The 23,629-nt window shown below is 73.7% G+C and carries 18 protein-coding genes; 5 read left to right on the top strand and 13 right to left on the bottom strand.

All coding sequences use genetic code 11. The features are described 5' to 3' along the window. Positions 1-24 precede the first annotated feature (24 nt). From secG to ACFU0Y_RS07225, 13 genes are all read right to left on the bottom strand, one after another. The gene (gene secG / locus ACFU0Y_RS07285) at positions 25-279 is read right to left on the bottom strand and encodes a preprotein translocase subunit SecG (protein ID WP_380213800.1); all 255 of its coding nucleotides are present in this window, start codon (positions 277-279) and stop codon (positions 25-27) included. A gap of 70 nt (positions 280-349) precedes the next feature. After that, positions 350-1,165 carry a triose-phosphate isomerase gene (gene tpiA / locus ACFU0Y_RS07280; RefSeq protein WP_380213799.1) on the bottom strand — a complete coding sequence of 272 codons (816 nt, stop codon included), beginning with the start codon at positions 1,163-1,165 and terminating at the stop codon, positions 350-352. 127 nt (positions 1,166-1,292) lie between these two features. Then, positions 1,293-2,516: a phosphoglycerate kinase gene (locus ACFU0Y_RS07275; protein ID WP_380213798.1), complete on the bottom strand. Its 1,224-nt coding sequence runs from the start codon at positions 2,514-2,516 to the stop codon at positions 1,293-1,295. Positions 2,517-2,556: 40 nt separating this feature from the next. Further along, positions 2,557-3,561 (bottom strand): type I glyceraldehyde-3-phosphate dehydrogenase, encoded by a 1,005-nt coding sequence (gene gap, locus ACFU0Y_RS07270; protein ID WP_380213797.1) that lies wholly within the window; start codon positions 3,559-3,561, stop codon positions 2,557-2,559. Between the two features lie 251 nt (positions 3,562-3,812). Beyond that, positions 3,813-4,793, bottom strand: coding sequence for a DNA-binding protein WhiA (gene whiA / locus ACFU0Y_RS07265; protein WP_380213796.1), 981 nt, complete (start codon positions 4,791-4,793; stop codon positions 3,813-3,815). A gap of 53 nt (positions 4,794-4,846) precedes the next feature. Next, positions 4,847-5,929 carry a uridine diphosphate-N-acetylglucosamine-binding protein YvcK gene (yvcK, locus tag ACFU0Y_RS07260; protein ID WP_380213795.1) on the bottom strand — a complete coding sequence of 361 codons (1,083 nt, stop codon included), beginning with the start codon at positions 5,927-5,929 and terminating at the stop codon, positions 4,847-4,849. A 32-nt stretch (positions 5,930-5,961) separates the two neighbouring features. Then, positions 5,962-6,888 (bottom strand): RNase adapter RapZ, encoded by a 927-nt coding sequence (gene rapZ / locus ACFU0Y_RS07255; protein ID WP_380213794.1) that lies wholly within the window; start codon positions 6,886-6,888, stop codon positions 5,962-5,964. Between the two features lie 160 nt (positions 6,889-7,048). Further along, positions 7,049-9,097 (bottom strand): excinuclease ABC subunit UvrC, encoded by a 2,049-nt coding sequence (gene uvrC, locus ACFU0Y_RS07250; RefSeq protein WP_380213793.1) that lies wholly within the window; start codon positions 9,095-9,097, stop codon positions 7,049-7,051. 14 nt (positions 9,098-9,111) lie between these two features. Further along, positions 9,112-9,807, bottom strand: a complete 696-nt coding sequence (locus tag ACFU0Y_RS07245; RefSeq protein ID WP_380213791.1) for an HAD hydrolase-like protein — start codon at positions 9,805-9,807, stop codon at positions 9,112-9,114. Further along, the gene (uvrA, locus tag ACFU0Y_RS07240) at positions 9,804-12,809 is read right to left on the bottom strand and encodes an excinuclease ABC subunit UvrA (RefSeq protein ID WP_380213802.1); all 3,006 of its coding nucleotides are present in this window, start codon (positions 12,807-12,809) and stop codon (positions 9,804-9,806) included. Before uvrA ends, ACFU0Y_RS07245 begins: the two co-directional genes overlap by 4 nt. Before the next feature lie 44 nt (positions 12,810-12,853). Beyond that, the gene (locus tag ACFU0Y_RS07235; protein ID WP_380213790.1) at positions 12,854-14,653 is read right to left on the bottom strand and encodes an MFS transporter; all 1,800 of its coding nucleotides are present in this window, start codon (positions 14,651-14,653) and stop codon (positions 12,854-12,856) included. Beyond that, complete coding sequence (locus ACFU0Y_RS07230) at positions 14,650-15,180, bottom strand: MarR family winged helix-turn-helix transcriptional regulator (RefSeq protein WP_380213789.1); 531 nt, start codon at positions 15,178-15,180, stop codon at positions 14,650-14,652. Before ACFU0Y_RS07230 ends, ACFU0Y_RS07235 begins: the two co-directional genes overlap by 4 nt. A 265-nt stretch (positions 15,181-15,445) precedes the next feature. Beyond that, positions 15,446-16,264: a lysyl oxidase family protein gene (locus ACFU0Y_RS07225; protein WP_380213788.1), complete on the bottom strand. Its 819-nt coding sequence runs from the start codon at positions 16,262-16,264 to the stop codon at positions 15,446-15,448. Between the two features lie 264 nt (positions 16,265-16,528). On the opposite strand from ACFU0Y_RS07225, the gene ACFU0Y_RS07220 reads away from it, so the two are divergent. From ACFU0Y_RS07220 to ACFU0Y_RS07200, 5 genes are all read left to right on the top strand, one after another. Continuing rightward, the gene (locus ACFU0Y_RS07220) at positions 16,529-17,188 is read left to right on the top strand and encodes an MBL fold metallo-hydrolase (RefSeq protein ID WP_380213787.1); all 660 of its coding nucleotides are present in this window, start codon (positions 16,529-16,531) and stop codon (positions 17,186-17,188) included. Beyond that, complete coding sequence (locus ACFU0Y_RS07215; protein WP_380213786.1) at positions 17,182-18,165, top strand: bile acid:sodium symporter family protein; 984 nt, start codon at positions 17,182-17,184, stop codon at positions 18,163-18,165. The genes ACFU0Y_RS07220 and ACFU0Y_RS07215 overlap by 7 nt, the downstream gene beginning before the upstream one ends. 52 nt (positions 18,166-18,217) lie before the next feature. After that, the gene (locus ACFU0Y_RS07210) at positions 18,218-20,449 is read left to right on the top strand and encodes a glycosyltransferase (protein WP_380213785.1); all 2,232 of its coding nucleotides are present in this window, start codon (positions 18,218-18,220) and stop codon (positions 20,447-20,449) included. Then, positions 20,446-21,744 carry a glycosyltransferase gene (locus ACFU0Y_RS07205; RefSeq protein ID WP_380213784.1) on the top strand — a complete coding sequence of 433 codons (1,299 nt, stop codon included), beginning with the start codon at positions 20,446-20,448 and terminating at the stop codon, positions 21,742-21,744. Before ACFU0Y_RS07210 ends, ACFU0Y_RS07205 begins: the two co-directional genes overlap by 4 nt. After that, on the top strand, positions 21,734-23,629 hold a 1,896-nt coding region (locus tag ACFU0Y_RS07200; RefSeq protein ID WP_380213783.1), incomplete at its 3' end, for a patatin-like phospholipase family protein. The genes ACFU0Y_RS07205 and ACFU0Y_RS07200, both read left to right, overlap by 11 nt.

The following is a 23,629-nucleotide window of genomic DNA, read 5'->3' as shown; positions in this document are numbered from 1 at the left end:
GTCGGGTTCCGGGGTGCGGTGGGCTCAGACGGCCACGTCGGCGAAGCGCATGGTCAGCGCGTAGGCCGCGATCGACAGCGCCCACACCACGGCCGTGGCCGTGGTGAGCCGGACCAGGTTCTTCTGCGCCACACCGGAGGTGTTGAGGGACTGCGTCATGCCGCCGCCGAACATGTCGGAGAGGCCTCCGCCCTTGCCCTTGTTGAGGAGCACGAGCAGGACGGCCAGGAGGCTCGTGAGCACGATGATCGCCAGGAGCACGTTCTGCAGAATATCCACTGGGGCCTTCCCTCGGGGGTGTCCGTCGAGCAGCCGCGCCCGGACGGCGCGGACGGGCAGGGGGTCGTGATCAGTCGGTCACGAGGTGCTGCTCGAACCTGGCAATGCTAGCAAACTCCTCGGCGTCGAGGCTGGCGCCGCCGACGAGGACGCCGTCGACGTCCTTGCCCTTGAGGATGGAGCCCGCGTTGGCGGCCTTCGCGGATCCGCCGTAGAGGATGCGGGTCCTCGCGGCGGTGTCGTCGTCGTAGAGCCCGGCCAGCTCGGCGCGGATGGCGGCGGCCATCTCCTGGGCGTCCTCGGGGCCGGCGACCTCGCCGGTGCCGATGGCCCAGACGGGCTCGTAGGCCACCACGAGCTCGGCCACGCGCTCGGCCTCGAGGCCGGCGATGGAGCCGCGCAGCTGCTGGAGGGTGAAGTCGACGTGCTCGCCGGCCTGGCGGACCTCGAGGCCCTCCCCGACGCACAGCACCGGGACGAGGCCGTGGCGGTGGGCGGCGGCGATCTTGGCGTTGCACAGCTCGTCGGACTCGCCGTGGATGGTGCGGCGCTCCGAGTGGCCGACGAGCACGTAGCTGCAGCCGAGCTTGGCCAGGAACTGCCCGGAGATGTCGCCGGTGTAGGCGCCGGAGTCCTGGTCGGAGAGGTCCTGGGCGCCGTAGACGACGCGCAGGTCGTCACCGTCCACGAGGCTCTGGACGGAGCGCAGGTCGGTGAACGGCGGGAAGACGGCCACCTCGGCGCGGGTGTAGTCGTGCTTGGCGTCGTCCAGGGTCCACGCGAGCTTCTGCAGCAGCGTGATCGCCTGGGCGTGGTCCATGTTCATCTTCCAGTTGCCGGCGATCAGCGGCGTGCGGTCGAACTGTCCGTTGGTCTGCGAGGTCATCGGGGACTCCTGTCCGCGGCGGGTGCGCCGCTCGTCGTGCGTTTCGGCAGTGGTGCGCTGGGCGTCAGGGGCGCCCCGGGAGGTGCGGCGTCCGGGACGCCCCCGAGCCGGTGGTGGAGCGTGCGGGTCAGGCGCCCAGGGCCACGACCCCGGGCAGCTCCTTGCCCTCGATGAACTCGAGGGAGGCGCCGCCGCCGGTGGAGATGTGCCCGAACTGGTCGTCGGAGAACCCGAGGTTGCGCACCGCCGAGGCGGAGTCGCCGCCGCCGATGACGCTCATGGCGTCCGAGGCCACGATGGCCTCGGCCACCGCGCGGGTGCCCCCGGAGAAGGCCTCCATCTCGAACACGCCCGCCGGGCCGTTCCAGAACACGGTCTTCGCCCCGCGGATCCGCTCGGCGAACAGCTTCGCGGACTCGGGGCCGATGTCCAGGCCGAGCCCGGTGGAGCCGATCTCGCCGTCCTCGATGGCGTCGACCGGGCGCACCTCGTGCGCGGCGTCCGCGGCGAACTCCGCCGCGTAGACGATGTCCACGGGCAGGACGATCTCGGTGCCGGCCGCGGAGGCCTTCTCGAGGTAGTCCTTGACCGTCCCGATCTGGTCCTGCTCCAGGAGGGACCCGCCCACGGAGTGTCCCTGGGCGGCGAGGAACGTGAAGACCATGCCGCCGCCGATGAGCAGCGCGTCGGCCTTGCCGATGAGGTTCTCGATCACGGCGAGCTTGTCGGAGACCTTGGAGCCACCCATGACCACCACGAAAGGGCGCTCGGGGGCGGAGACCACCTTGGTGAGCACGTCCAGCTCGCGCTTGACCAGGTCGCCCAGGTAGGCCGGGAGCCGGTGGGCGATGTCGAACACGGAGGCGTGCCTGCGGTGCACCGCGCCGAAGGCGTCGTCGACGTAGGCCCCGTTCTCGCCCGTCAGGGCGGCGAGCTCGTCCGCGAAGGCGCCGCGCTCGGCGTCGTCCTTCGACGTCTCGCGGGGGTCGAAGCGCACGTTCTCGATGACGAGCACCTCCCCGTCGGCGAGGGCCTCGGCCTTCTGGCGGGCGTCCTCCCCGACGACGTCGGAGGCGACCGCCACGGGGAAGTCGGCCAGCTCGGCCAGCTTCTGCGCGGCCGGGGCGATCGAGTACTTCGGGTCGACCTGTCCCTTGGGCCGGCCGAGGTGCGCCATCACGATGACGCGGGCCCCGGCGCCGGCCAGCTTTCCCAGCACCGGGAGGGACGCGCGGACGCGGCCGTCGTCGGTCACGGTGGAGCCGTCCAGAGGGACGTTGAGGTCGGAGCGGACCAGGACGCGGCGCCCGGCGACGCCGTCGGCGATCAGTTCGTCAAGTGCATGAGCCATGTCACTCACCCTACCCCGGCGGCGCCGCCCGGCCGCGGCGTCAGAGCTGTGCGCCGACGTGGGAGACGACGTTGACGAGGCGGGAGGTGTAGCCCCACTCGTTGTCGTACCAGGCGATGACCTTGACCTGGTTGCCGATGACCTTCGTCAGCGGGGCGTCGAAGATCGTGGAGATGCTGTCGCCCTGGATGTCCGAGGAGACGATGGGGTCCTCGGTGTACTTGACGATGCCCTTCATGGGGCCCTCGGCGGCCTCCTTCATGGCGGCGTTGACCGACTCGACGGTGACCTCCTTCTGCGCGTCGAAGGTCAGGTCCACGACGGAGCCGGTGGGCACGGGCACGCGTACGGCGAAGCCGTCCAGCTTGCCCTTGAGCTCGGGGAGCACCAGGCCCACGGCGGCGGCGGCGCCGGTGGTGGTCGGCACCATGTTGAGGGCGGCGGCGCGGGCGCGGCGCAGGTCGCTGTGCGGGCCGTCCTGCAGGTTCTGGTCGGCGGTGTAGGCGTGGATGGTGGTCATCAGACCCTGCTCGATGCCGAACGCGTCGTTGAGGACCTTCGCCATGGGCGCGAGGCAGTTGGTGGTGCAGGAGGCCGCGGAGACGATGTCCATCGAGGCGGCGTCGTAGTCGTCGAGGTTCACGCCGGGCACGAACGTGCCGTCGATCTCCTTGCCGGGAGCGGACAGGACGACCTTCTTGGCGCCGCCGTCCAGGTGGGCCTTGGCCTTCGTGCCGTTGGTGAAGCGGCCGGTCGACTCGACGACGACGTCCACGCCGAGCTCGCCCCAGGGCAGCTTGGCGGGGTCGGGCTCGGCGAGGAACTTCACCGGGTGGCCGTCCACGGTCATGGTGTCGCCGTCGAGCGTCACCTCGCCGGGGAACCGGCCCATGATGGAGTCGTACTTGAAGAGGTGGACCAGGGCCTCCGGGTCCGTGAGGTCGTTGACGGCCACGACCTCGATGTTCTCGCCCTGCTCGCGCGCCGCGCGGAGGAAGTTGCGTCCGATGCGTCCGAAACCGTTGATGCCCACTCGAATGGTCACTGGGTGCTCCTGTGTTGGTCGGGGTCTGGATCGTTGAACCACGACCCATTCTACGTGGTTATCCCTGGGATGTCTTGGGGTCATGAAAGATTGACCCGGTATTCGTCTTCAAACCCACACAAAACCACATCGACGGCGCGAGGGCCTCGGAAACCCACGCGGAGCGGTCGGGGCTCCGCCGCCCCGGCGGGATCGCGCCGGCGGAACTCCTCCCCGGAACCGCTCCCCGGGACTCGTCCCCGGGACTCCGCTCAGGAGGGCAGGGCCTCCGCGGCGACGCCGGCGTCGGTGCCGGGCAGGTTCAGCTCCTCCGCCCGCCGGTCCGCCATGGCCAGCAGCCGGCGGATCCGGCCCGCCACGGCGTCCTTGGTGAGCGGGGGGTCGGCGAGCCGGCCGAGCTCGTCGAGGCTGGCCTGCTTGTTGGACAGCCGCAGCTCCCCCGCCTGGCGCAGGTGCTCCGGGACCTGGTCGCCGAGGATCTCCAGGGCGCGCTCCACCCGGGCCCCGGCGGCCACGGCGGCCTGCGCGGAGCGGCGGAGGTTGGCGTCGTCGAAGTTGGCGAGGCGGTTGGCGGTGGCGCGCACCTCCTTGCGCATCCGCCGGTCCTCCCACTGGAGGAGCGTCTGGTGGGCGCCCATCCGGGTGAGCAGCGCGGCGATCGCGTCCCCGTCCCGCACGACCACGCGGTCCACACCGCGCACCTCGCGCGCCTTCGCGAGGACCCCGAGCCGGCGGGCCGCGCCCACGAGCGCGAGGGCGGCCTCGGGGCCCGGGCAGGTGAACTCCATCGCCGCGGAGCGGCCGGGCTCGGTGAGGGAGCCGTGGGCGAGGAAGGCCCCGCGGAGCACGGCCTCGGCGTCGGCCACGGCGCCGTTGACCACGGCCGGCGGGAGCCCGCGCACGGGGCGCCCGCGCGAGTCGAGCAGCCCGGTCTGGCGGGCGAGGGCCTCGCCGTCCTCGACGACGCGCACCACGTAGGAGCTGCCGCGGCGCAGCCCGCCGCCGGAGACGACCACGATCTCGCTCGCGTGGCCGAAGACCTCGTGCACGGCGCGGCGCACCCGGCGCGCCGTGGCGCCGAGGTCCACCTCCGCCTCGACGACGATGCGCCCCGAGACGATGTGGAGGCCGCCGGCGAAGCGCAGCAGCGCCGAGAGCTCGGCGCGCCGCTCCGAGGACCTCTTGATCTCGAGACGGGACAGTTCTTCCTTGACCGATGACGTCAGGGCCACGCGGTTCCTTTCCTGGTGATTCTGGGGGGTGGGGACGGGACGGGCGGAGGGGCTCAGCGGTGGCGCTCGAAGATCTCCTGGTAGGCGGCCGCGAGCCGGAGCGTGTTGTGCACGGCCGTGCCCGGGTGGGCCCGGACGTCGGCGTAGAACACCTCGGCGCCCAGGCCGCGGGCGACCTCCTCGAGATCGGCGCCGTCCTCGGTGGCGGAGGGGTCGGCGAGCACGACGTCCAGGGTCAGCTCGGGGCAGTAGTCGTGCAGGACCCGCAGGTGGTCGGCGGCGGTCTTGCCGCGCGTCTCGGTGTCCGGGGAGAGGTTCAGGGTGACGCAGCGGCGCGCCCGGGACCCGCAGATCGCCTCGCGCAGCTCGGGCAGGAGCAGGTGCGGCAGCACGGAGGTGTGCCACGAGCCCGGGCCCATGATCACCCAGTCGGCGAGCCCCACTGCCTCGACCGCCTGCGGGCAGGCCGGGGCGTCCGGGGGCACGAGCCGGACGTTGCACACGTCGGCCTGCTTGGCCAGCAGCGCCTGGCCGGTGATCGTCCGCGCCCCGCCGTCGGCCCCGGCGTCCGGCGCGCCCGCTCCGGCGCGGGCCGGGATGCCGGGGACGTCGCCGGCGATGACCAGGGGCTGCGTGGACATCGGCAGCACGCGGCCGCGGGCGCCCAGCAGCGCGCCCGCCCACTCGAGGCCCGCCACCGGGTCCCCGAGCAGCTCCCACAGCGTCACGATGAGCAGGTTGCCCAGCGCGTGGTTGTCCAGCGTCGTGGGGCGGCCCTCCGAGGAGGCGAACCGGTGCTGCATGACGTCGCGCCACGTCCGCCCCCACTCGGAGTCGTCGCACAGCGCGGCGAGGGCCATCCGCAGGTCCCCCGGGGGCAGGACGCCGAGCTCGTCGCGCAGCCGCCCGGACGAGCCGCCGTCGTCGGCCACCGTGACCACCGCGGCGAGCACCGGGGTGATCCGGCGCAGGGCGGCGAGGTTGGCGGAGAGCCCGTGCCCGCCGCCGAGGGCGACCACGGACGGGCTGGCCCCGCCGGGCCGCCGTGCGGCGAGGTCCGGCGAGTGGTGCGGGTCGGCGTCGGCACCGCTGCCGAGGGGCAGGCGGGGGAAGGGGCCGGTGGGCGGAAGGGTCATCGGGGGGTCCCGTCGCGGTGAGGGCGAGCCGGTCACTCCCGGCCCATGTCCCGGTGCTGGATGGTGACGGTCACGAGCGGCAGCTTGGCGAGCCTGCGGGCCACCTCCTCGCTCACGGCCACGGAGCGGTGCTTCCCGCCCGTGCAGCCGATCGCGATGGTGGCGTAGTGCTTGTTCTCCGTACGGTAACCCGTGAAGACGGGTTCCAGCATGGCGACGAACCGGTCCACGAACTGCCGGGGGCCCTCGTCCTGGAAGACGTAGTCCCGGACCTCGTCGTCCTTGCCGGTGCGGGGACGCAGCGAGGGCACCCAGTGCGGATTGGGGATGAAGCGGACGTCGGCCACGTAGTTGGCGTCGGCGGGGACCCCGTACTTGAAGCCGAAGCTGAGCACGGTCAGGCGCAGGACCACGGGCCCGTTCGTGGAGAACAGGTCGGCCACGGCCCGGGACAGCGCGTGCACGTTGAACCCGGAGGTGTCCAGGACCACGTCGGCCGACTCCCGCAGGTCCGTCAGCAGGGCGCGCTCGGCGCGGATCCCGTCGAGGATCCGCCCGCCGGCCTGCAGCGGGTGGGGACGGCGCTGGTGCTCGTAGCGGGAGACCAGGACCTCGTCGGCGGCGTCCAGGAAGAGCACCGAGAAGTCGACGTCGGAGTCCTCGAGGGCGGCCAGCGTCTCCTTCATGTCGCTGAACAGGGCCTTGCCGCGCACGTCGATGACCACGGCGAGCTTGGGCAGGGCCTGGGGGGTCCGGGAGACGAGGTCCGCGAGGGTGTGCAGCATCTGGGGCGGCAGGTTGTCGACCACGTACCATCCGAGGTCCTCGAGGGCGTTCGCGGCCGTGCTGCGCCCGGCCCCGGACATGCCCGTGACGACGAGCAGCTCGGAGCTCGTCGGCTTCACCTGGTCCGTCCCGGGGGCCGTCCCGACGTCCGCTCCGGCGGTGTTCTCGCTCATGTCCGCTCCGTTTCCCGTCGTGGTGGCCTGCGCCTGGTGGTCCGTGCCTGCTGCCCGGCCGCACCCGGGGCACCGGTCTCGGCCGGGCGCCCGCGGCGGTCCCGCCCCAGCCTAACGAAGTCGGCGGGGTGCCGCGGCGTTCCCGGCGGCGCGCCCGATCTCAGGAGAGCACCTCGCCCGTGGTCATGTTGACCGCCGGGGCGGTCTCGGCGTCCGAGGCCTGCAGCGCGGCGGCCACCTTCTCGGCCAGGGCCCGTCCGAAGCCGGGGACCTGCTCGATCTCCTCGACGCGGGCCGCCCGGAGCTTCTTGACGGAGCCGAAGTGCTTCAGCAGCGCCTTCTGCTTCGCGGGGCCCACCCCGGGCAGCTCGTCGAGCACGGAGACGGTCATGGCGGAGGAGCGCTTCTTCCGGTGGAAGGTGATGGCGAAGCGGTGGGCCTCGTCGCGGATCCGCTGGAGCAGGTACAGGCCCTGGCTCGCGCGCGGCAGGATCACGGGGAACTCGTCGTCCGGCACCCAGACCTCCTCGAGCCGCTTGGCCAGCCCCACCACGTGCACGTCCTCGATCCCGAGGTCCGACAGCGCCCGGGCGGCGGCGGCGACCTGCGGGGGCCCGCCGTCGACCACCACGAGGCTGGGCGGATAGGCGAACCGTGCCCGCTCGGGGGCCTCGGCCCCGGCGTCGACCTGCCCGGTGCGCGGACCGGCCGCCTCCCGCTCGGCCTGCTCCTCGAGGTGCCGGCGGAACCGCCGGGAGATGACGTCGTACATGGACGCGGTGTCGTCCCGGGCGGCCTCGCCGGTGACCGAGAACTTCCGGTAGTCGGACTTCTTCGGCAGCCCGTCCTCGAAGACGACCATGGAGGCGACGACGTTCGTCCCCTGCACGTGCGAGATGTCGTAGCACTCGATGCGCATCAGCGGCACGGGGATGTCGAGGGCCTCCTGCAGCTCCTGAAGGGACGCGGACCGGGTGGTGATGTCACCGGCCCGGCGGGACTTGTGCAGCTTCAGGGCCTGCCGGGCGTTCTCCTGCACCGTCTCCATGAGGTGGGCCTTCTCCCCGCGCTGCGGGACGGCGATCGAGACCCGGGACCCGCGCAGGCCCGAGAGCCACTCCTCGAGCCGGTCGGCGCTGTCCGCGGGCTCCGAGAGCAGCACGGTGCGCGGGATGGCGTCCTCCCGGTAGGCGAGCTCCGCGGAGGGCCGGTGCTTGGACCCGCTAGGGGCCGGGGGCGCGGCGGCCTGGGCGCTCTCGGCGGCGTCCGTCGCGGTCTCGCCGTAGACCTGCTCCAGCAGCTGCTCCAGCAGCCGTCCGCCGTCGGCCTCCTCGACCTTCTCGGTGACCCAGCCGCGCTGGCCGCGGATCCGGCCGCCGCGGACGTGGAAGACCTGCACGGCGGCCTCCAGCTCGTCCTCGGCGAGGGCGAAGAAGTCGGCGTCGGTGCTGTCGGAGAGCACCACGGCGTTGCGCTCGAAGGCCTTCTCGAGCGCGGCGATGTCGTCCCGGCGGGCGGCGGCGGTCTCGAAGTCCATGGCGGCGGCGGCCTCCTGCATCTGCCGCTGGAGCTCCTTGATGAACGGGGTGGCGTGCCCGGCCATGAACCGGCAGAGGTCCTCCGCGAGGGCGTAGTGGTCCTCCTCGGAGATCCGTCCCACGCACGGGGCGGAGCACTTGTCGATGTAGCCCAGCAGGCACGGGCGCCCGGACTGCTCGGCGCGCCGGTAGACGCCCTTCGAGCAGGTCCGGACGGGGAAGACGCGCAGCAGGGCGTCGAGGGTCTCGCGGATGGCCCAGGCCTGGGAGTAGGGCCCGAAGTAGCGGTTGCCCTTCTTCTTCTCCCCGCGCACCACCTGGGCCCGGGGCACGGACTCTGCCATGGTCACGGCGAGGTAGGGGTAGGACTTGTCGTCCCGGTAGGCGATGTTGAAGCGGGGCTTGAACTCCTTGATCCACGTGTACTCGAGCTGCAGGGACTCCAGCTCGCTGCCCACCACGGTCCACTCGACGCCGGCCGCGGTGGTGACCATGGCGCGGGTCTTGGGGCTCAGCGCGTGCGGGGGCGCGAAGTAGGAGCTCAGCCGGTTGCGCAGGTTCTTGGCCTTGCCCACGTAGACCACGCGCCCGTACTCGTCGCGGAAGCGGTAGACCCCCGGGGCGGTCGGGATGTCCTGGCGGGCGGGGCGGTAGCTCTCCGGGTCGGCCACGGTCGGGTCCCCCGTCAGCGGCCGGTCGGCGCCGGGGCGGTGTACCGGGTCAGCAGCTCCCCGAGCTCGGCGGCGTCCCGGGCCACGGCGGCGAAGCCGGTGCCCAGCTCGTCCTCGTCGGCGAAGCCCCAGGCCACGCCCAGGCAGTCGATGCCGTGGGCGAGGGCGCCCTCGGCGTCGTAGCGGCGGTCCCCGATCATCACCGTGCGGGCGGGGTCCGGGGCGTCCACGCCGAGCCGGCGCAGGGCCTCGCCGATGATCGCGGGCTTGTCGTGGGCCTGTCCGTCGCGCGGGGCGGCCGCGGCGTCGTCGGCGGCCCCCGAGACGGTCTCGAACCAGCGGCCCAGCCCGAACCGCTCCACGGCGAGCTCGGCCGTGGGCTCGGGCTTCTGCGTGGCCACGGCCATCCGCACCCCGGCGCCGTGCAGGCGCTCCAGGAGCTCCTCGACCCCCGGGTAGACCCGGGTCTGCGCCAGGCCCTCGGTGCGGTAGCGGGCCCGGTAGGAGGCGACCACCGCGGGGATCCCCTCCTCCGGGACGTCGGTGAAGGTCCGCAGCGAGAAGCCCACGGGCGGTCCCACGAACCGGCGCAGGTCCTCGGGCACGGCGTGCCCGTGCTCGGCCAGGGCCCGGGCGATGCCGCCGGTGATCGCCCCGGCCGGGTCGAGGAGGGTGCCGTCCAGGTCCCAGAGCACCACGGGCGCCGTCATCGGGCGGCCCCCGCGGGGGCGGGGCGCTCGGCGAGCACCTCGGCGAGGAACCGGCCGGTGTGGCTGTCCGTGTTCCGCGCGACCTGCTCGGGGGTGCCCTCGGCCACGACCTGTCCGCCGCCGGAGCCGCCGTCCGGGCCGAGGTCCACGATCCAGTCCGCGGACTTGATGACGTCGAGGTTGTGCTCGATGGTCATCACGGTGTTGCCCTTGTCCACGAGCCCCTGCAGCACGAGCAGCAGCTTGCGGATGTCCTCGAAGTGCAGGCCGGTGGTGGGCTCGTCCAGCACGTAGATGGACCGGCCGTTGGAGCGCTTCTGCAGCTCCGCGCCCAGCTTCACGCGCTGGGCCTCGCCCCCGGACAGGGTCGTGGCGGGCTGGCCCAGCCGCACGTAGCCCAGGCCCACGTCCACGAGGGTGTTGAGGTGCCGGGCGATCGGGCCGAACGCCTTGAAGAACTCGGCGGCCTCCTCGATGGGCATCTCGAGGACCTCCGCGATGGTCTTCCCCTTGTAGTGCACCTCGAGGGTCTCCCGGTTGTACCGGGCCCCCTTGCACACCTCGCACGGGACGTAGACGTCCGGCAGGAAGTTCATCTCGATCTTGATCGTGCCGTCGCCGGAGCACGCCTCGCAGCGCCCGCCCTTGACGTTGAAGGAGAACCGGCCGGCCTGGTAGCCGCGCACCTTGGCCTCGGGGGTCTCGGCGAAGAGCTTGCGGATGTGGTCGAACACGCCCGTGTACGTGGCGGGGTTCGAGCGCGGGGTCCGCCCGATCGGGCTCTGGTCCACGTGCACCACCTTGTCCAGGTGGTCCACGCCGTCGATCCGCTTGTGCCGGCCGGGGACCTGCTTGGCCCCGTTGAGCTTGTTGGCCAGGGACGTGTAGAGGATGTCGTTGACCAGCGTGGACTTGCCGGACCCGGACACCCCGGTCACCGCCGTGAGCACCCCCAGCGGGAAGGACACGTCGATGCCGCGCAGGTTGTTCTCCCGGGCGCCGACGACCTTGAGCATCCGCTTGCGGTCGATCGCGCGCCGCTGCGCGGGCACCCGGATGGCCCGGCGGCCGGAGAGGTAGTCCGCCGTGATGGACTCCTCGTTGGCGAGCAGCTTATCGTAGGTCCCGGAGTGCACCACGCGCCCGCCGCGCTCGCCGGCGCCGGGACCGACGTCCACGATCCAGTCGGCCTCGCGGATGGTGTCCTCGTCGTGCTCCACGACGATCAGGGTGTTGCCCATGTCCCGCAGCTTGGTGAGGGTCCCGATGAGCCGGCGGTTGTCCCGCTGGTGAAGGCCGATGGACGGCTCGTCCAGGACGTAGAGCACGCCCACGAGGCCGGCGCCGATCTGGGTGGCCAGGCGGATGCGCTGGGCCTCGCCGCCGGACAGCGTCGCGGCGGCGCGCTCGAGGTTGAGGTAGTCCAGGCCCACGTCCACGAGGAACGTCAGGCGGGCCTGGATCTCCTTGAGCACCTGCTCGCCGATCTTCGACTCCCGCGCGCTGAGCTCCAGGTCCCGGAAGAACGCGTGGGCCTCCCGCATGGGCATCCGGGTGGTCTCGGCGATGTTCCGCCCGCCCACGGTCACGGCGAGCATGGTCGGGTTCAGCCGGGCGCCGTCGCAGGCGGGGCAGGCCACCTGGCGCATGTACTGCTCGTAGCGGTCCTTGGCGTTGTCGGACTCCGTCTCCGCGTGCTTGCGCTTGATGTAGCCGATCACGCCCTCGAAGCCCTGGGTGTAGCGCCGCTCCCGGCCGAACCGGTTCCGGTAGGCCACCGTGACCTGGTAGTCCTTGCCCTCGAGGATCGCCTTGCGCGCCTTGGCGGGCAGCTTGTGCCAGGGGGTGACCAGGTCGAAGCCCAGCTCCTGGCCCAGGCCGGCCAGCAGCCGGTTCCAGTACTCGCTGGTGGCCTTGCCGAGGGACCAGGGGGCGATGGCGCCCTCCACGAGGGAGAGGTCCGGGTTGGGGACCACGAGCTCCTCGTCGACCTCCAGGCGCGAGCCGATGCCGTCGCACTCCGGGCACGCGCCGAACGGTGCGTTGAAGGAGAAGGAGCGGGGCTCGATCTCGTCGGCCTGCAGGGGGTGCTCGTTGGGGCACGCGAGGTTCTCGGAGAACGGGCGGCGCAGCTCCAGCGGGTGGGCGATCTCCTCGTCCGTGCGGGGCACGAGCTCGACGACGACGCGCCCCTCGGCCAGGCCCAGCGCCGTCTCGACGGAGTCGGTCAGGCGCTGGCGGATGCCCTCCTTGACCACGAGCCGGTCCACGACCACCTCGATGGTGTGCTTGAACTGCTTCTTGAGCTTGGGCGGGTCCGTGAGCTGGACGGTCTCCCCGTCCACGGTGGCGCGGGAGAAGCCCTTCGCGGAGAGCTCCTGGAAGAGGTCCACGAACTCGCCCTTGCGCTCGCGCACCACGGGCGCGAGCACCTGGAAGCGGGTCTTCTCCGGCATCTCCAGGAGCTGGTCCACGATCTGCTGCGGGGTCTGCTTCTCGATCGCCTCGCCGCACTCGGGGCAGTGGGGGTGGCCCACGCGGGCCCACAGCAGACGCATGTAGTCGTAGATCTCGGTGATCGTGCCGACCGTGGAGCGCGGGTTCCGGGAGGTGGACTTCTGGTCGATGGACACCGCCGGGGACAGGCCCTCGATGAAGTCCACGTCCGGCTTGTCCACCCGGCCCAGGAACATCCGGGCGTAGGAGGACAGGGACTCGACGTAGCGGCGCTGGCCCTCCGCGAAGATCGTGTCGAAGGCCAGCGACGACTTCCCGGACCCGGACAGGCCCGTGAACACGACCATGGCGTCCCGCGGCACGGTCAGCGAGACGTTGTCGAGGTTGTGCTCACGCGCGCCCTGCACCACGATCTCGGTGAGGTCGGAGCGGCGGGCGGTCCGGGCGCCGGTGGCGGTCACCGGCCCGTCGAGGGCTTCGGAGGGGTCGGTCGACGGGTTCAGGACCAGGGTGGACGTGGGGATCGGCTCAGACACGCCCTCCACTCTAGTACCGGGCCCGGACATCGGGACCGGACCCGTGGGCGGGTTCACACCCGGTCCACGGGGCCGGTGGAGGTGTCCTCGCGGACCCGCTCCCGGGCCGCCCCGCCGCGGGCGGAGCCCTGCGGTGCGCCGGCGGGATCCTCCGGTGCGCGGCCGGAGGACTCGGGGCCGGTTCCGGCGCCGTCCGGGTGCGGACCGGCCGCCTCGGGGTCCCGGCCGGCGGCGGCCGCCTGCTGCCGGCGAACCTCCCGGACGTCGACGCTGCGGGTGACGACCGTGAGCCGGCCCGTGGCGGGGTCCACCTCGACGATGTCCACGGTGCGGCGCAGCGGGACCTCCTTGATGAGGAGCACCGCGAACAGGGTCACCAGGGACGCGAGGGCGGCGACCAGGAACACGAGACCCGTGCCCGTGCCGTAGGCCTCCCGCACCACGCCCTCGACGGACGCGGGCAGCGACTCCAGGTCCATGGTGGAGGAGTCCACCGCCGCGGGGTCCCCGCCCCGGGCCCGGGAGCTGTCGGCCAGCTGCCGGGCGAGGTGGGAGCTCATGAGTGCGCCGAAGACGGCCACCGCCACGGCGCCGCCCAGGGTGCGGAAGAACGCGACCGAGGAGGACGCCGCACCCATGTCCTTGAGCCCCACGGTGTTCTGCACGGCCAGGACGAGGTTCTGGTTCAGCGCACCGATGCCGAGGCCCACCAGGAAGATGAACACGCCCACGGCCCACAGCGTGGTGTCGTGCGTGAGGGTCGCGGCGAGGAACAGCCCCGTGGACATGAGCACGGCGGCGACCACCAGGATGATCTTCCACCGCCCGTAGCGGGTGATCAGCTGCCCGGCGACCGTGGCGCCCACGAGGGAGCCGAACACCTGCGGGAGCATGAGCACCCCGGCCATGGTGGGGCTGAAGCCCTGGCCCAGCTGGAAGTACTGGCCCAGGTAGGTGGTCGAGGCGAACATGGCCCCGCCGGTGGCGATGGCCGCGAGGATGGCGAGCGCGGTGGTGCGCTCGGTGACCACCCGGATGGGCAGCACCGGCTCGGCGGCGCGCTGCTCCACGAGCACGAACAGCACGGTGCCCACGAGCGCGGTGGCCACGAGGGCCGCGGAGGCCGGCGAGATCCACTCGAACATCCCCGGCTGGCCGGCCAGGGACACCCACAGCAGCAGCGCGGAGGCCGAGACGACCAGCAGGAGGATGCCGAGCCAGTCGATGCTCACCTTCCGCGGCGCCTGCGGCGGGATGTGCAGGGTGCGGTGGACGAGCACGGCCGCCAGGACCGCGAGCGGGGCGGGGATGAGGAACACCCAGCGCCACCCGAAGAGGTCCACGATCAGCCCGCCGAGCAGCGGGCCGGCGGAGGTGGCCACGGCCATCACGGCGCCCATGTAGCCGGCGTAGCGGCCGCGCTCGCGGGGCGGGATGATCGTGCCCATGATGGTCATGGCCAGGGCCATGATCCCGCCCATGGCCACGCCCTGGACCACGCGGGCCAGGATGAGGAACTCGATGGTCGGGGCCAACCCGGCCATGGCCGAGCCGAGCACGAAGATCACGATGGACAGCTGCAGCAGCTTCTTCTTGTCGAAGAGGTCGGCGAGCTTGCCCCACACGGGGGTGGTGGCGGCGTTGGCGAGCAGGGTGCCGGTGACCGTCCAGGACAGCGAGGTCTGGTCCCCGCCGAGGTCGGCCATGATCACGGGCAGGGCCGTGCCGATGATGGTGAGGGTGACCATCGCCATGAAGAAGACCGAGAGGATCCCGGTGAGCGCGCGCAGCACGTCCTCGTGGGAGGCGCCGGTCCCTCCGCCCGGTGCGGCGGTCGATTGCGGTGACGTCATCGGGCGGTCGGCTCCTCGTGCTCTCGTTCTGCGTGCCTCTGGTCGGTGTGCTCCTGCGGTCCCCGGCAGGACGTGGTGCGCTCCACGCCGAGGGAGTCCAGGAAGACGGTGGTGATCTCGTTGATGGCTCCGCGGCTGGTGCGGGCCTGTTGCTCGTCCCAGTCCTCGAGCCGCGCGGCGAGACGCTGGGCGTCCTCCTCCAGCACGGCGCGGACCTGCTCCCGGCCCCGTTCCGTGATGGCGACGAGCGCGGCGCGCCCGTCGTCGGGGTCGGGGGTGCGCTCCACGTGGCCCTCCTCCTCGAGGACGGCCAGCTGGCGGCTCAGACCCGAGGGTCCGAGACCGGTCTCGGAGGCCATCACCGTGGCCCGGCGCGGACCGTTGCTGTCGAGGTAGTAGAGCAGCGCGATCGCCGTGGGGTTGAGCCGGCGGCCGCCCGCGTCGGTCTTGGTCACGCGCTTCATGACCCGCTGCAGCTCCAGCAGGTCGCGCACCAGCTCCACGGCGGTGTCGTGGGAAACGGGCATCGGATCCTCCGGTGGTGGGGTGTGCGGGAAGGCTGTGCGGGGAATCGACAAACGGGCGCCCGGTCCGCACTCCCCCCGCCCGCGGCGGGGTCCGCGTCCTCGACGACGCGCTTGCCAGTGCGGCCGGACGCCATTGATAGTTTGTTGCCGCACGCAACCATACGTGCTCGGGCGGCCCTTGGCAATGCCCCGGAGCCAGGACTACGGCATGAGGGGTCGCGTTGCTCACACCCCGGAGGGAGCGGTGAAGAGTGGCGGCCTGGCCCTAGCAGCCCTGGCGGATGAGAGAGACCGCCGTCTCCGTGATGCGGACCATGGCGGAGGTCGTGTTGTTGTCCCGGGTCTTCTCTGTGAACAACCCGTCGGGGTCGGCTTCGACCTCTACACAGAAGTTCCCCGGCAGCTCGAGTCCCTCCAGTTCGATGTACTGGCCTTCGAGATACCAGTCGTAGACGTCCACCCATCCCTCGGACAGCCCCTGCCGGAGCTCCAGGAGCTCGTTCTGCTCCTCCCCACCGCAGTAGAAGTCGTCGTCGTCGTACCGGGAGGGCTTGCCGCCCAGGTTGCCGTCGTCGCGCAGGCAGAAGCCCTCCTTGTGGGAGCCGCGCCATTCCGTGCCGTCCTCCGGACGCAATCGATAGCGCTCGAAGTCCTGCACGTGGAAGTGCTCGTGGCCGTCCAGGGTCGCATAGCGCATGACGGCTGCGGTCTCGACGGTCCTGACGGTGCCGTCCGTCCGCAGGATGTTCTGCGAGACCTTCAGGTCTGGCTCCAGGACACTGGGGCGGACGCCGGTCACGTCCAGCGGCCCGTCCCCGTCGTTCAGGACGTCGGTGCCGAAGCGCAGGACCTTCTCCCCGTCCTCGTAGGCGACGTGGAAGGACTGCAGCGGCAGGGCGACCAGATCGGGCAGGCGGTCCCCCGGAGCCGCGGGGGCGGCCGTGGCGGCCCCGGAAGACTGCCCGGCGGCCGGTGCCGCGCCGGCGGCGAGCGGCGGTGAGCCTTCCTGCGGGCCACAGGAGGAGATCGCGAGTGCGACGGTGGCCGCGAGGACGCCGTGCCGAAGAGCTGCTGGGGACGCCATGGTGGGCTCCTGGAGTGGAATTGGGCCGGCGGGGACGGCGCGGAGATCGGCCACGCCGCGGCCGTCTGGTGCCGAGGATGCTATTCGTACAGGTCAGACCCGTGAACCCCCGTCGCGAAGTTCCCGTCAGATGACGCTCGGACCGTGCGGCGGCAGAGTCCGGCTCGTCCGTCTCTACGCCCTCGGGCGGCGCGGAGGCCATGGTCGGCGGCCCCCGGGCGGCCCGACTGGATCCCTGGGAGACCCCTGAGTAGCCTGTACCGCATGATCGCAACGAAGACGGAGGTCGCCGACCTCGCCGAGGTCACGATTCGCCGGATCTCCGTGAGCGAGATGGACAACAACGTCTACCTCCTCACGTCCAAGGGCGAGGGCACGCAGGTCCTCATCGACGCGGCCGACGACGCCCGGGCCATCGCCGGCCTCGTGGGCGCCGGCAACGGCGACTGCTCGCAGGCCTACGGCAACCTGCAGCTGATCATCACGACCCACTCGCACTGGGACCACGTGCGCGCCCTCGAGGAGGTCCGGTCCCGCTCCGAGGCCATGACCGCGTGCGGCGCCGACGACGAGTCCGACATCGCCGTGCCCATGGACCTGACCTTCGAGGACGGGGACACCGCCGAGTTCGACGGCTTCGACCTCGAGGTCATCGGCCTGCGCGGGCACACCCCCGGCTCGATCGCCCTGGTCTACCGCGACCCCGCGGGCCCGGCGCACATCTTCTCCGGCGACTCCCTCTTCCCGGGCGGTGTGGGCAAGACCAACAGCCCCGAGGACTTCCGGCAGCTCATGGACGACGTCACCGAGCGCGTCTTCGAGCGCTTCGACGACGACACCGTGATCCACCCGGGCCACGGCAAGCCGACCACGCTGGGGGCGGAGCGTCCGCACCTCGAGGAGTGGCGGGCCCGCGGATGGTGACCGCCGGTCCCGCGACCGGGACCACCGCCCCCGACCGCAGCGCCTACGCCGCCGTCCTGATCTTCCCCGTGCTCGTGATCGTGGGCGGTCTCGTGGGTTTCCTGGCCCCCGGCGCCGTGAGCGGACTCACCGGCTGGATCAATCCCCTGCTCGGCGTGGTCATGTTCGGCATGGGGCTGACCCTGCGGCCCGTGGACTTCGTGCTCGTGGCGAAGCGGCCGCTGCCGGTGCTGCTCGGCGTGGCAGCCCAGTACGCGGTCATGCCTCTCGTGGCTCTCCTCGTGGTGTTCCTCCTGCGGCTGCCGCCGGAGCTCGCCGCGGGCGTGATCCTGGTGGGCTGCGCCCCCGGCGGCACGGCCTCGAACGTGGTCGCCTACCTCGCCCGCGGTGACGTAGCGCTGTCCGTGGCCATGACCTCGATCTCCACGCTGCTCGCCCCGCTGCTCACTCCGCTGCTCACGCTCTGGCTGGCCGGGCAGTACCTGCCGGTGGACGGCGGGTCCATGGCGTGGTCGATCACCAAGATCGTGCTCCTGCCCGTCGTCGCGGGCCTCGCCGTGCGCCTGCTCGTGCCCCGTCTCGTCGCGCGCGCCCTGCCCGTCCTGCCATGGGTCTCGGTCGCGGCCATCGCCCTGATCGTGGCCATCGTGGTCTCGGCCAGCGCCGACCGGATCGTCGAGGCCGGCCTGCTCGTGCTCGCGGCCGTGATCCTGCACAACGTCCTCGGCCTGGTCCTGGGCCACCTCGTGGGAGCGGTGACGCGACAGCCGGTCGCCGTGCGCCGCACCACCGCCGTGGAGGTGGGCATGCAGAACTCCGGCCTGGCCGCCGCGCTCGCGGCCCAGTACATGAACCCGCTCGCGGCCCTGCCGGCCGCGGTCTTCTCGGTCTGGCACAACCTCTCGGGCGCCCTGTTCGCCGTGCTCTGCCGCCGCGCCGACGCCCGCCGGGCCGCACGCCGGCTCCCAGCATCCTGAGAATCACCGGTGCCGCTGTCCGCGGGACCGGGCCTGCGGCTACCGTGAACCCATGACCTTCGCCGCGCCCCGCGCCCCGATCACGAGCGCAGCGCGCACCGGCGCGGCGACGCACGAAGCCCTCGCGGCCCTCCGCCGCGCCCCGTCGATCCTCGACGCCATCCGCCGCACGGAGGACCTGGTCCGGGCCGCGCGGCAGGACCCCGCCGGGGCCCTGCCCGCCCTGGTGGAGATGATCCACCGGCGCGAGGACCAGGTCGTGGCCGTCGCCGCCGTCCACGCCCTCGCCTCCGTGCCCGGCCCGCGCGCGGACGTCCTGCTCACCGCGCTCCTCGGCGCCGACGAGCCGTGGCTGCGCGAGCACACCGCGTGGGCCCTCGCCGACCGCGACCCCCTCCCCCGCGCCGCAGCCTCCCTCGCCGACCTCGTCGCCGGCGGCGGCTTCCCCGGCATGCTGGCCCAGCGCACCCTGCAGGCCTGGGCCCCCACGGCGCCGGACGCGGTCGCCGCCGCCCTCGAGCACGCCCTCGCGGGAGCCGTGGCCCCGGGCAGCCGCGCGCGGCTCGCCGAGACCCTCGGCCTCGTCCCCGGGACCGGGCCCGCCGAACGGCTGCGGGCCCTGGCCGGCAGCGCCGACGAGGACCACGGGGTCCGCGCGGCGGCGCTCGAGGCCCTGGTGGACCGGTGGTTCGCCGGCGCCCCGTCCGCGGCCGACGGCGCGGCGAGCGCGGCGGACACTCCTGCGGACAGCGCAGCCGAGCTGACGGACCTCGCCCGGGAGTGCGCGCGCACGAGCGGGCCGCTGGCCGCCGTCGCCCGGCTCGCCTCCGCGGAGCTGCGGGAGGGCGCCGGGCCCGCGCCCGGCTGCGACGGGCTCACCGTGCTGCAGCCGTTCCTGCACGCGGAGATCGACCGCGACCTCACCTTCTCGGGGCGCGGGGACAACGGCGGGATCGCCACGCTGCTCGCCCAGCTGGGCGACGCCCTCAGCGCGGGACGCGACCCCGGCGTCGCCCGCGTCCTGACGGTGTCCCGGGGCACGCACGACCAGGCGCGGGACGCGCTCCCGCAACCGGCCGCGAGCCGGCACGTCTTCGGCGTCGTGCCCTTCACAGGTCCTCCGGTGCACATGGCGGACGCCTGGCCGCGGCGGGTGGCCGCGGAGCGGGGGCTGCGGCGCGTGCTGCGCCGGGCCGGGCGCGTGGACGTCCTGCACCTGCGCATGGCGGACGTGGGCTCCATGGCCGCCGCCGCGGTGGCCGCGGAGCGCGGGATCCCCTGGGTGCTCACGATGGCCCCCGATCCGCACGCGCTCGTCGCCGCGCGCGAGCGCGCCGGCACCCTGACCCGCACCGGCTTCGGCGCCGCCGATGCCGTGGAGCACCTGTGGTTCCGCGTGCGCCTGCTGGCGGACCTCGCGGCGCGGGCGGAGCACCTGGTGCTCTTCCCGCGCCCGGACCTGGCTCGGGACGCCCGCGAGCTGCTCGACGTGGACCTCGACGAGCCCGGCCGGTGCACGGTGGTGCCGGAGGGCATCGACCTGGGGGCCGTGGACCGTGCCGCCGAGCAGGTGCGTTCCGGCACCGGGACGCACCTCGACGAGCTCGACGCCGTCCTGGCGGGCCTGCCCGCCGCGCGGCGCGGACTGCCGCTGGTGGTGACGGTGGGCCGCGTGCACCGGGTGAAGGGCACGGCCACGCTCGTCGAGGCCTGGGTGCAGGACGTCGGGCTGCGCGCCCGCTGCAACCTCCTCGTCGTGGGCGGGGACCTCGCCTCCCCCTCCGCCGACGAGCGCGAGCAGCTCGCCCGCATCGATGCCGCGCTGCCCCGCGACGAGGCCGCGTCCGCCGGTCTGCTCCTGGCCGGCCACCGCCCCCACGCCACGGTGGTCGCCTGGCTCGCCGCGGTGCGGCGCGGCCGTCCGGGTCTGTCCGCCCCTGCGGGCGTCTACGTCTGCGCGAGCCTCAAGGAGGAGTTCGGGGTGGCGCTCGTCGAGGCCCTGGCCACCGGTCTGCCGGTCGTGGCGCCCGACGCCGGCGGGCCGGCCACCTTCGTGCAGGACGGCGTCACCGGCGTCCTCGTCGACACCCGCGAGGCCGCCGCGCTCACCCGCGCCGTGGCCCGCGCCCTCGACCTGGCGGCCCACCCCGGCGCGGAGCGCGCCGCCCGCGCGGCCCGCGCCCTGGTCCGCGCCCGCTTCAGCATCGAGGTGATGGCGACCACCCTCACCTCCGTCTACGACGACGCCGTGGCGCACGCGGCCGACAGGAGCCCCACCCCGTGACCCTGCTCGTGATCAGCCCCGACTACGCCTCCCATCTGTTCCCCCTCGCGACCCTGGCCACCGCGTGGCGGGACGCCGGGGAGCGGGTGGTCGTGGCCACCGGTCCCGCGACCGCCGCCATCGCCCGGGGCTTCGGCCTCGAGGTCGAGATCCTGCCGCTGGGCCGCGGCTCCAACCCCGGGGTGATCCGGGCGGAGGAGCAGCCCCCCGGTGAGGACGACGCCCTGCGCGGGTTCTTCGCCGCCACCCGCCGGGGCCCCGCGGAGACCCTGGCCTTCCAGGCGCGGGCCCGGCGCGACGACCTGCTCTGGGACCCGCTCGGCACGGCCCGGCGGGTCCAGGCCGTGGTGCACCGGGTCCGGCCGGACCAGGTGGTCGTGGACCACCTGGCCTTCGCGGCCCGCCTGGCCCTGACGGGCTCCGGGATCCGGCACGCCGACGTCGTGCTGGGCCACCCCTCGGCGCTGACGGTGGCCGACGAGGTCTACGGGCACCCGCCCGCGTGGCCCGGCCGGCTGCGCCCGGCCCCGGCCGAGCTCGAGGCGCTGCACCGGCTGTGCTCGTCCGTGCGGGACGAGTTCACCGAGCAGTGGAACGACGCCCTGCAGCAGATCGCCCCGGGGACCCCGGCGAGCGCCGACGCCTTCGCGGAGACCGGCGACGACCTCCTGCTCAACTATCCGGGCGAGCTCCACGACGAGCACCGGACCCGGGCGCTGCCCGAGCACACGTTCCTCGGCTCCGCCGTCCGGGAGGAGGCCGAGGACCCCGAGGTGGCCGCGTGGCTGGCCGCCTCGGACCGCCCGGTCGTCTACCTCAGCCTGGGCAGCTTCCTGTCCGTGCGCGGGGACGTGCTCGCCCGGGTCGCGGAGGCCCTCCGCGGCCTGGACGTGCGGGTCGCGCTCGCGGCGGGGTCGACCCGGCCCGCCGAGCTGGGCCCGGTCCCGGAGTCCTGGCTCGTGCGGGCCACCCTGCCGCAGGTCACGCTGCTGCGCCGGGCGAGCGTCGCGGTCTCCCACGGGGGCAACAACAGCGTGACCGAGGCGCTCACCGCCGGGGTGCCCCTGCTCCTGCTCCCGATGTCCACGGACCAGTTCGCGGGGGCGGCGGCGCTCGAGGCCGCCGGGCTCGGGACGGTGCTGGACCCCAACGCCCTGTCGACCGCCGAGGTGCGGGACGCCGTGGCGGAGCTGCTCGACGAGGGCCACGAGCGGCGGGGGGCGCTCGAGGACCTCCGGCACGACCTGACCCACCGGCCCGGCCCGGCCCGGGCGTTCGCCGCCCTTGTCGGCTGAGGTCCCGGTCCTGCCGCTGACGGTCCTGCCGCCGTCGCGGCGGCTCGCCGAGGCGACGGCCGACCGGCCCCCGGCGTTCGGCCGCACCCTCCGGTTCGCCCTGGCCATGCGCGGCGGTGTCAGCCTCGCCGTGTGGATCGGCGGCGCGGTGGCGGAGCTGGACCTCTTGCGCCGGATCCGGATCCACCGGGACGGGCGCGGGGCGCTGCACGCCTATCTGCTGCGCCCCTCCCCGGTCCCCGACCCGGCGCTCGAGGAGCGGGCGGGGGTGTACGCGCGGCTGCTCGCCGACGCCGGCTACGACCGGGTGGAGCTCGACCTGCTCGCGGGGGCGAGCGCCGGGGGGCTCAACGGCGTGGTCCACGCGGTGGCCCAGCGCGCGGGGTCCGACCTGGACGCCCTCGGCGGCATCTGGGCGGAGCACGGCGCCCTGGGGCGGCTGCTGCGCCCGCTCGGACGGCACCCCGTGGACTCCCTGCTGCGCGGCGACGACTACCTGTGGCCCCGGCTGCTGGACGCCCTCCACGCGCTTCGGACCGGCGCCGAGCACCACCCGGACCTGGCGGCCGAGCACGTCACGGTCGAGCTGTCCGCCACGGTCCTGGACAGCGACCCCTCCCCCTACAGCGCGTCGGCGGAGGGGCGCAGCGACTTCCACTTCTCGTCCCCGGAGCCCGGATCCCCCGGCCCGCCCCTGGCCCACGGCATCCCGGGGCGGGACAGCGCACCCGAGGAGGCCGCGGCGGCGCTGTCCCGGCTCGCCTACGCGGCCCGGGCCACGGCCTCCTTCCCCGGCGCCTTCGAACCGGCCTCGGTGTGGTCCGCCCCCACCCCGGGCCCGGAGGGCGCACCGCGGCCGGGGGGCGCGCGCCCGGACCTGAGCCACGCGTTCGGCGCGCACCGCGATCCCACGGAGCTCCCGTACCACGTGGTCGACGGCGGGGTGTTCGACAACATCCCCATCGACCGGGCCCTGGAGGCGGCGCGCACCAGGACGTCTCTGCGGTACGCCGACCGGGCCCTGCTCTACCTCGACCCGGACCCGCCCCGCCGCGAGCGGGCCGTGGCCTTCGAGCGCGACCTGCCGCGCCTCGGGGGCACGCTCGCGGCCACGCTCGCCCGGCTGCCCCGGCGGGAGTCCGACGACGACGAGGTGCTGGCCCTGTCCGACTACCTGGACGCCCAGCTCGTGGCCCGGGGCCGCCTGCACCCGCTGGCGGCCCTGATCCGGGACTGGGACGGGCCCGCGCTCGAGGAGCGCCGCCGGGCGTACCTGCGTTCCCGGGCCCGGACCGACGCCGCCCTGCTGTCCCGGCTGCTGACCCGTCCGGCGGAGTGGCAGCTCACCTCCACCCTGGCCCGTCGCGACGCCCTGCGGGCTCGGCCGCCCCGTGACGTCGAGCCGCTGCGCACGGAGCTGCTGCGGCGCTACGACGACCTCTCCCGGGGGTCCCTCGACGACCCGGCCGCGGCGGCGGTGCTGCGGGGAGCGCAGGCGCTGTTCGACGCCGCGTCCTGCGTGCTGTCCTGGGTGCGCGTCCTGGAGGAGCTGGGCCTCGCGGGGCCGACGGACCCGGCCGGGGACCTCGGCACGGCCGCCGCCCGTGCCCGCGCCTACCAGGTGCTGGCGGTGGCCCGCCACGAGCGCGACCGCCGCTTCCACGCCGTGCTGGCCGCCGGGGCGGACCCCGGGGCACGCCCCGCCGGGACCGTCGGGGCCTGGCTGGGCGCGGCCGGCGCGGAGCACCGGCCGACGGCCGCCTGCTGGGCCGAGCTGGACGCGGTGGTGGACGGGCTGCGGACGCTGCACACCGCGGTGGACGACCACCTGGGACCCGACGGCCCCGGAGGACCGGCACGGCGGGCGGTCTGGGCGGCCTCCCCC

The sequence above is a fragment of the Kocuria sp. NPDC057446 genome (genome assembly GCF_042802875.1).
GTDB lineage: Bacteria > Actinomycetota > Actinomycetes > Actinomycetales > Micrococcaceae > Kocuria.
This window is presented reverse-complemented; position numbering and strand designations above follow the sequence as displayed.

Excerpts from the sequence above, each read along its gene's own strand:
- tpiA (WP_380213799.1), bottom strand. The coding sequence starts at position 1,165 with ATGACCTCGCAGACCAACGGACAGTTCGACCGCACGCCGCTGATCGCC.
- ACFU0Y_RS07275 (WP_380213798.1), bottom strand. The coding sequence starts at position 2,516 with ATGGCTCATGCACTTGACGAACTGATCGCCGACGGCGTCGCCGGGCGC.
- yvcK (WP_380213795.1), bottom strand. The coding sequence starts at position 5,929 with ATGACCCTTCCGCCCACCGGCCCCTTCCCCCGCCTGCCCCTCGGCAGC.
- rapZ (WP_380213794.1), bottom strand. The coding sequence starts at position 6,888 with ATGAGCGAGAACACCGCCGGAGCGGACGTCGGGACGGCCCCCGGGACG.
- ACFU0Y_RS07245 (WP_380213791.1), bottom strand. The coding sequence starts at position 9,807 with ATGACGGCGCCCGTGGTGCTCTGGGACCTGGACGGCACCCTCCTCGAC.
- ACFU0Y_RS07235 (WP_380213790.1), bottom strand. The coding sequence starts at position 14,653 with ATGACGTCACCGCAATCGACCGCCGCACCGGGCGGAGGGACCGGCGCC.
- ACFU0Y_RS07230 (WP_380213789.1), bottom strand. The coding sequence starts at position 15,180 with ATGCCCGTTTCCCACGACACCGCCGTGGAGCTGGTGCGCGACCTGCTG.
- ACFU0Y_RS07225 (WP_380213788.1), bottom strand. The coding sequence starts at position 16,264 with ATGGCGTCCCCAGCAGCTCTTCGGCACGGCGTCCTCGCGGCCACCGTC.
- ACFU0Y_RS07220 (WP_380213787.1), top strand. The coding sequence starts at position 16,529 with ATGATCGCAACGAAGACGGAGGTCGCCGACCTCGCCGAGGTCACGATT.
- ACFU0Y_RS07215 (WP_380213786.1), top strand. The coding sequence starts at position 17,182 with ATGGTGACCGCCGGTCCCGCGACCGGGACCACCGCCCCCGACCGCAGC.
- ACFU0Y_RS07210 (WP_380213785.1), top strand. The coding sequence starts at position 18,218 with ATGACCTTCGCCGCGCCCCGCGCCCCGATCACGAGCGCAGCGCGCACC.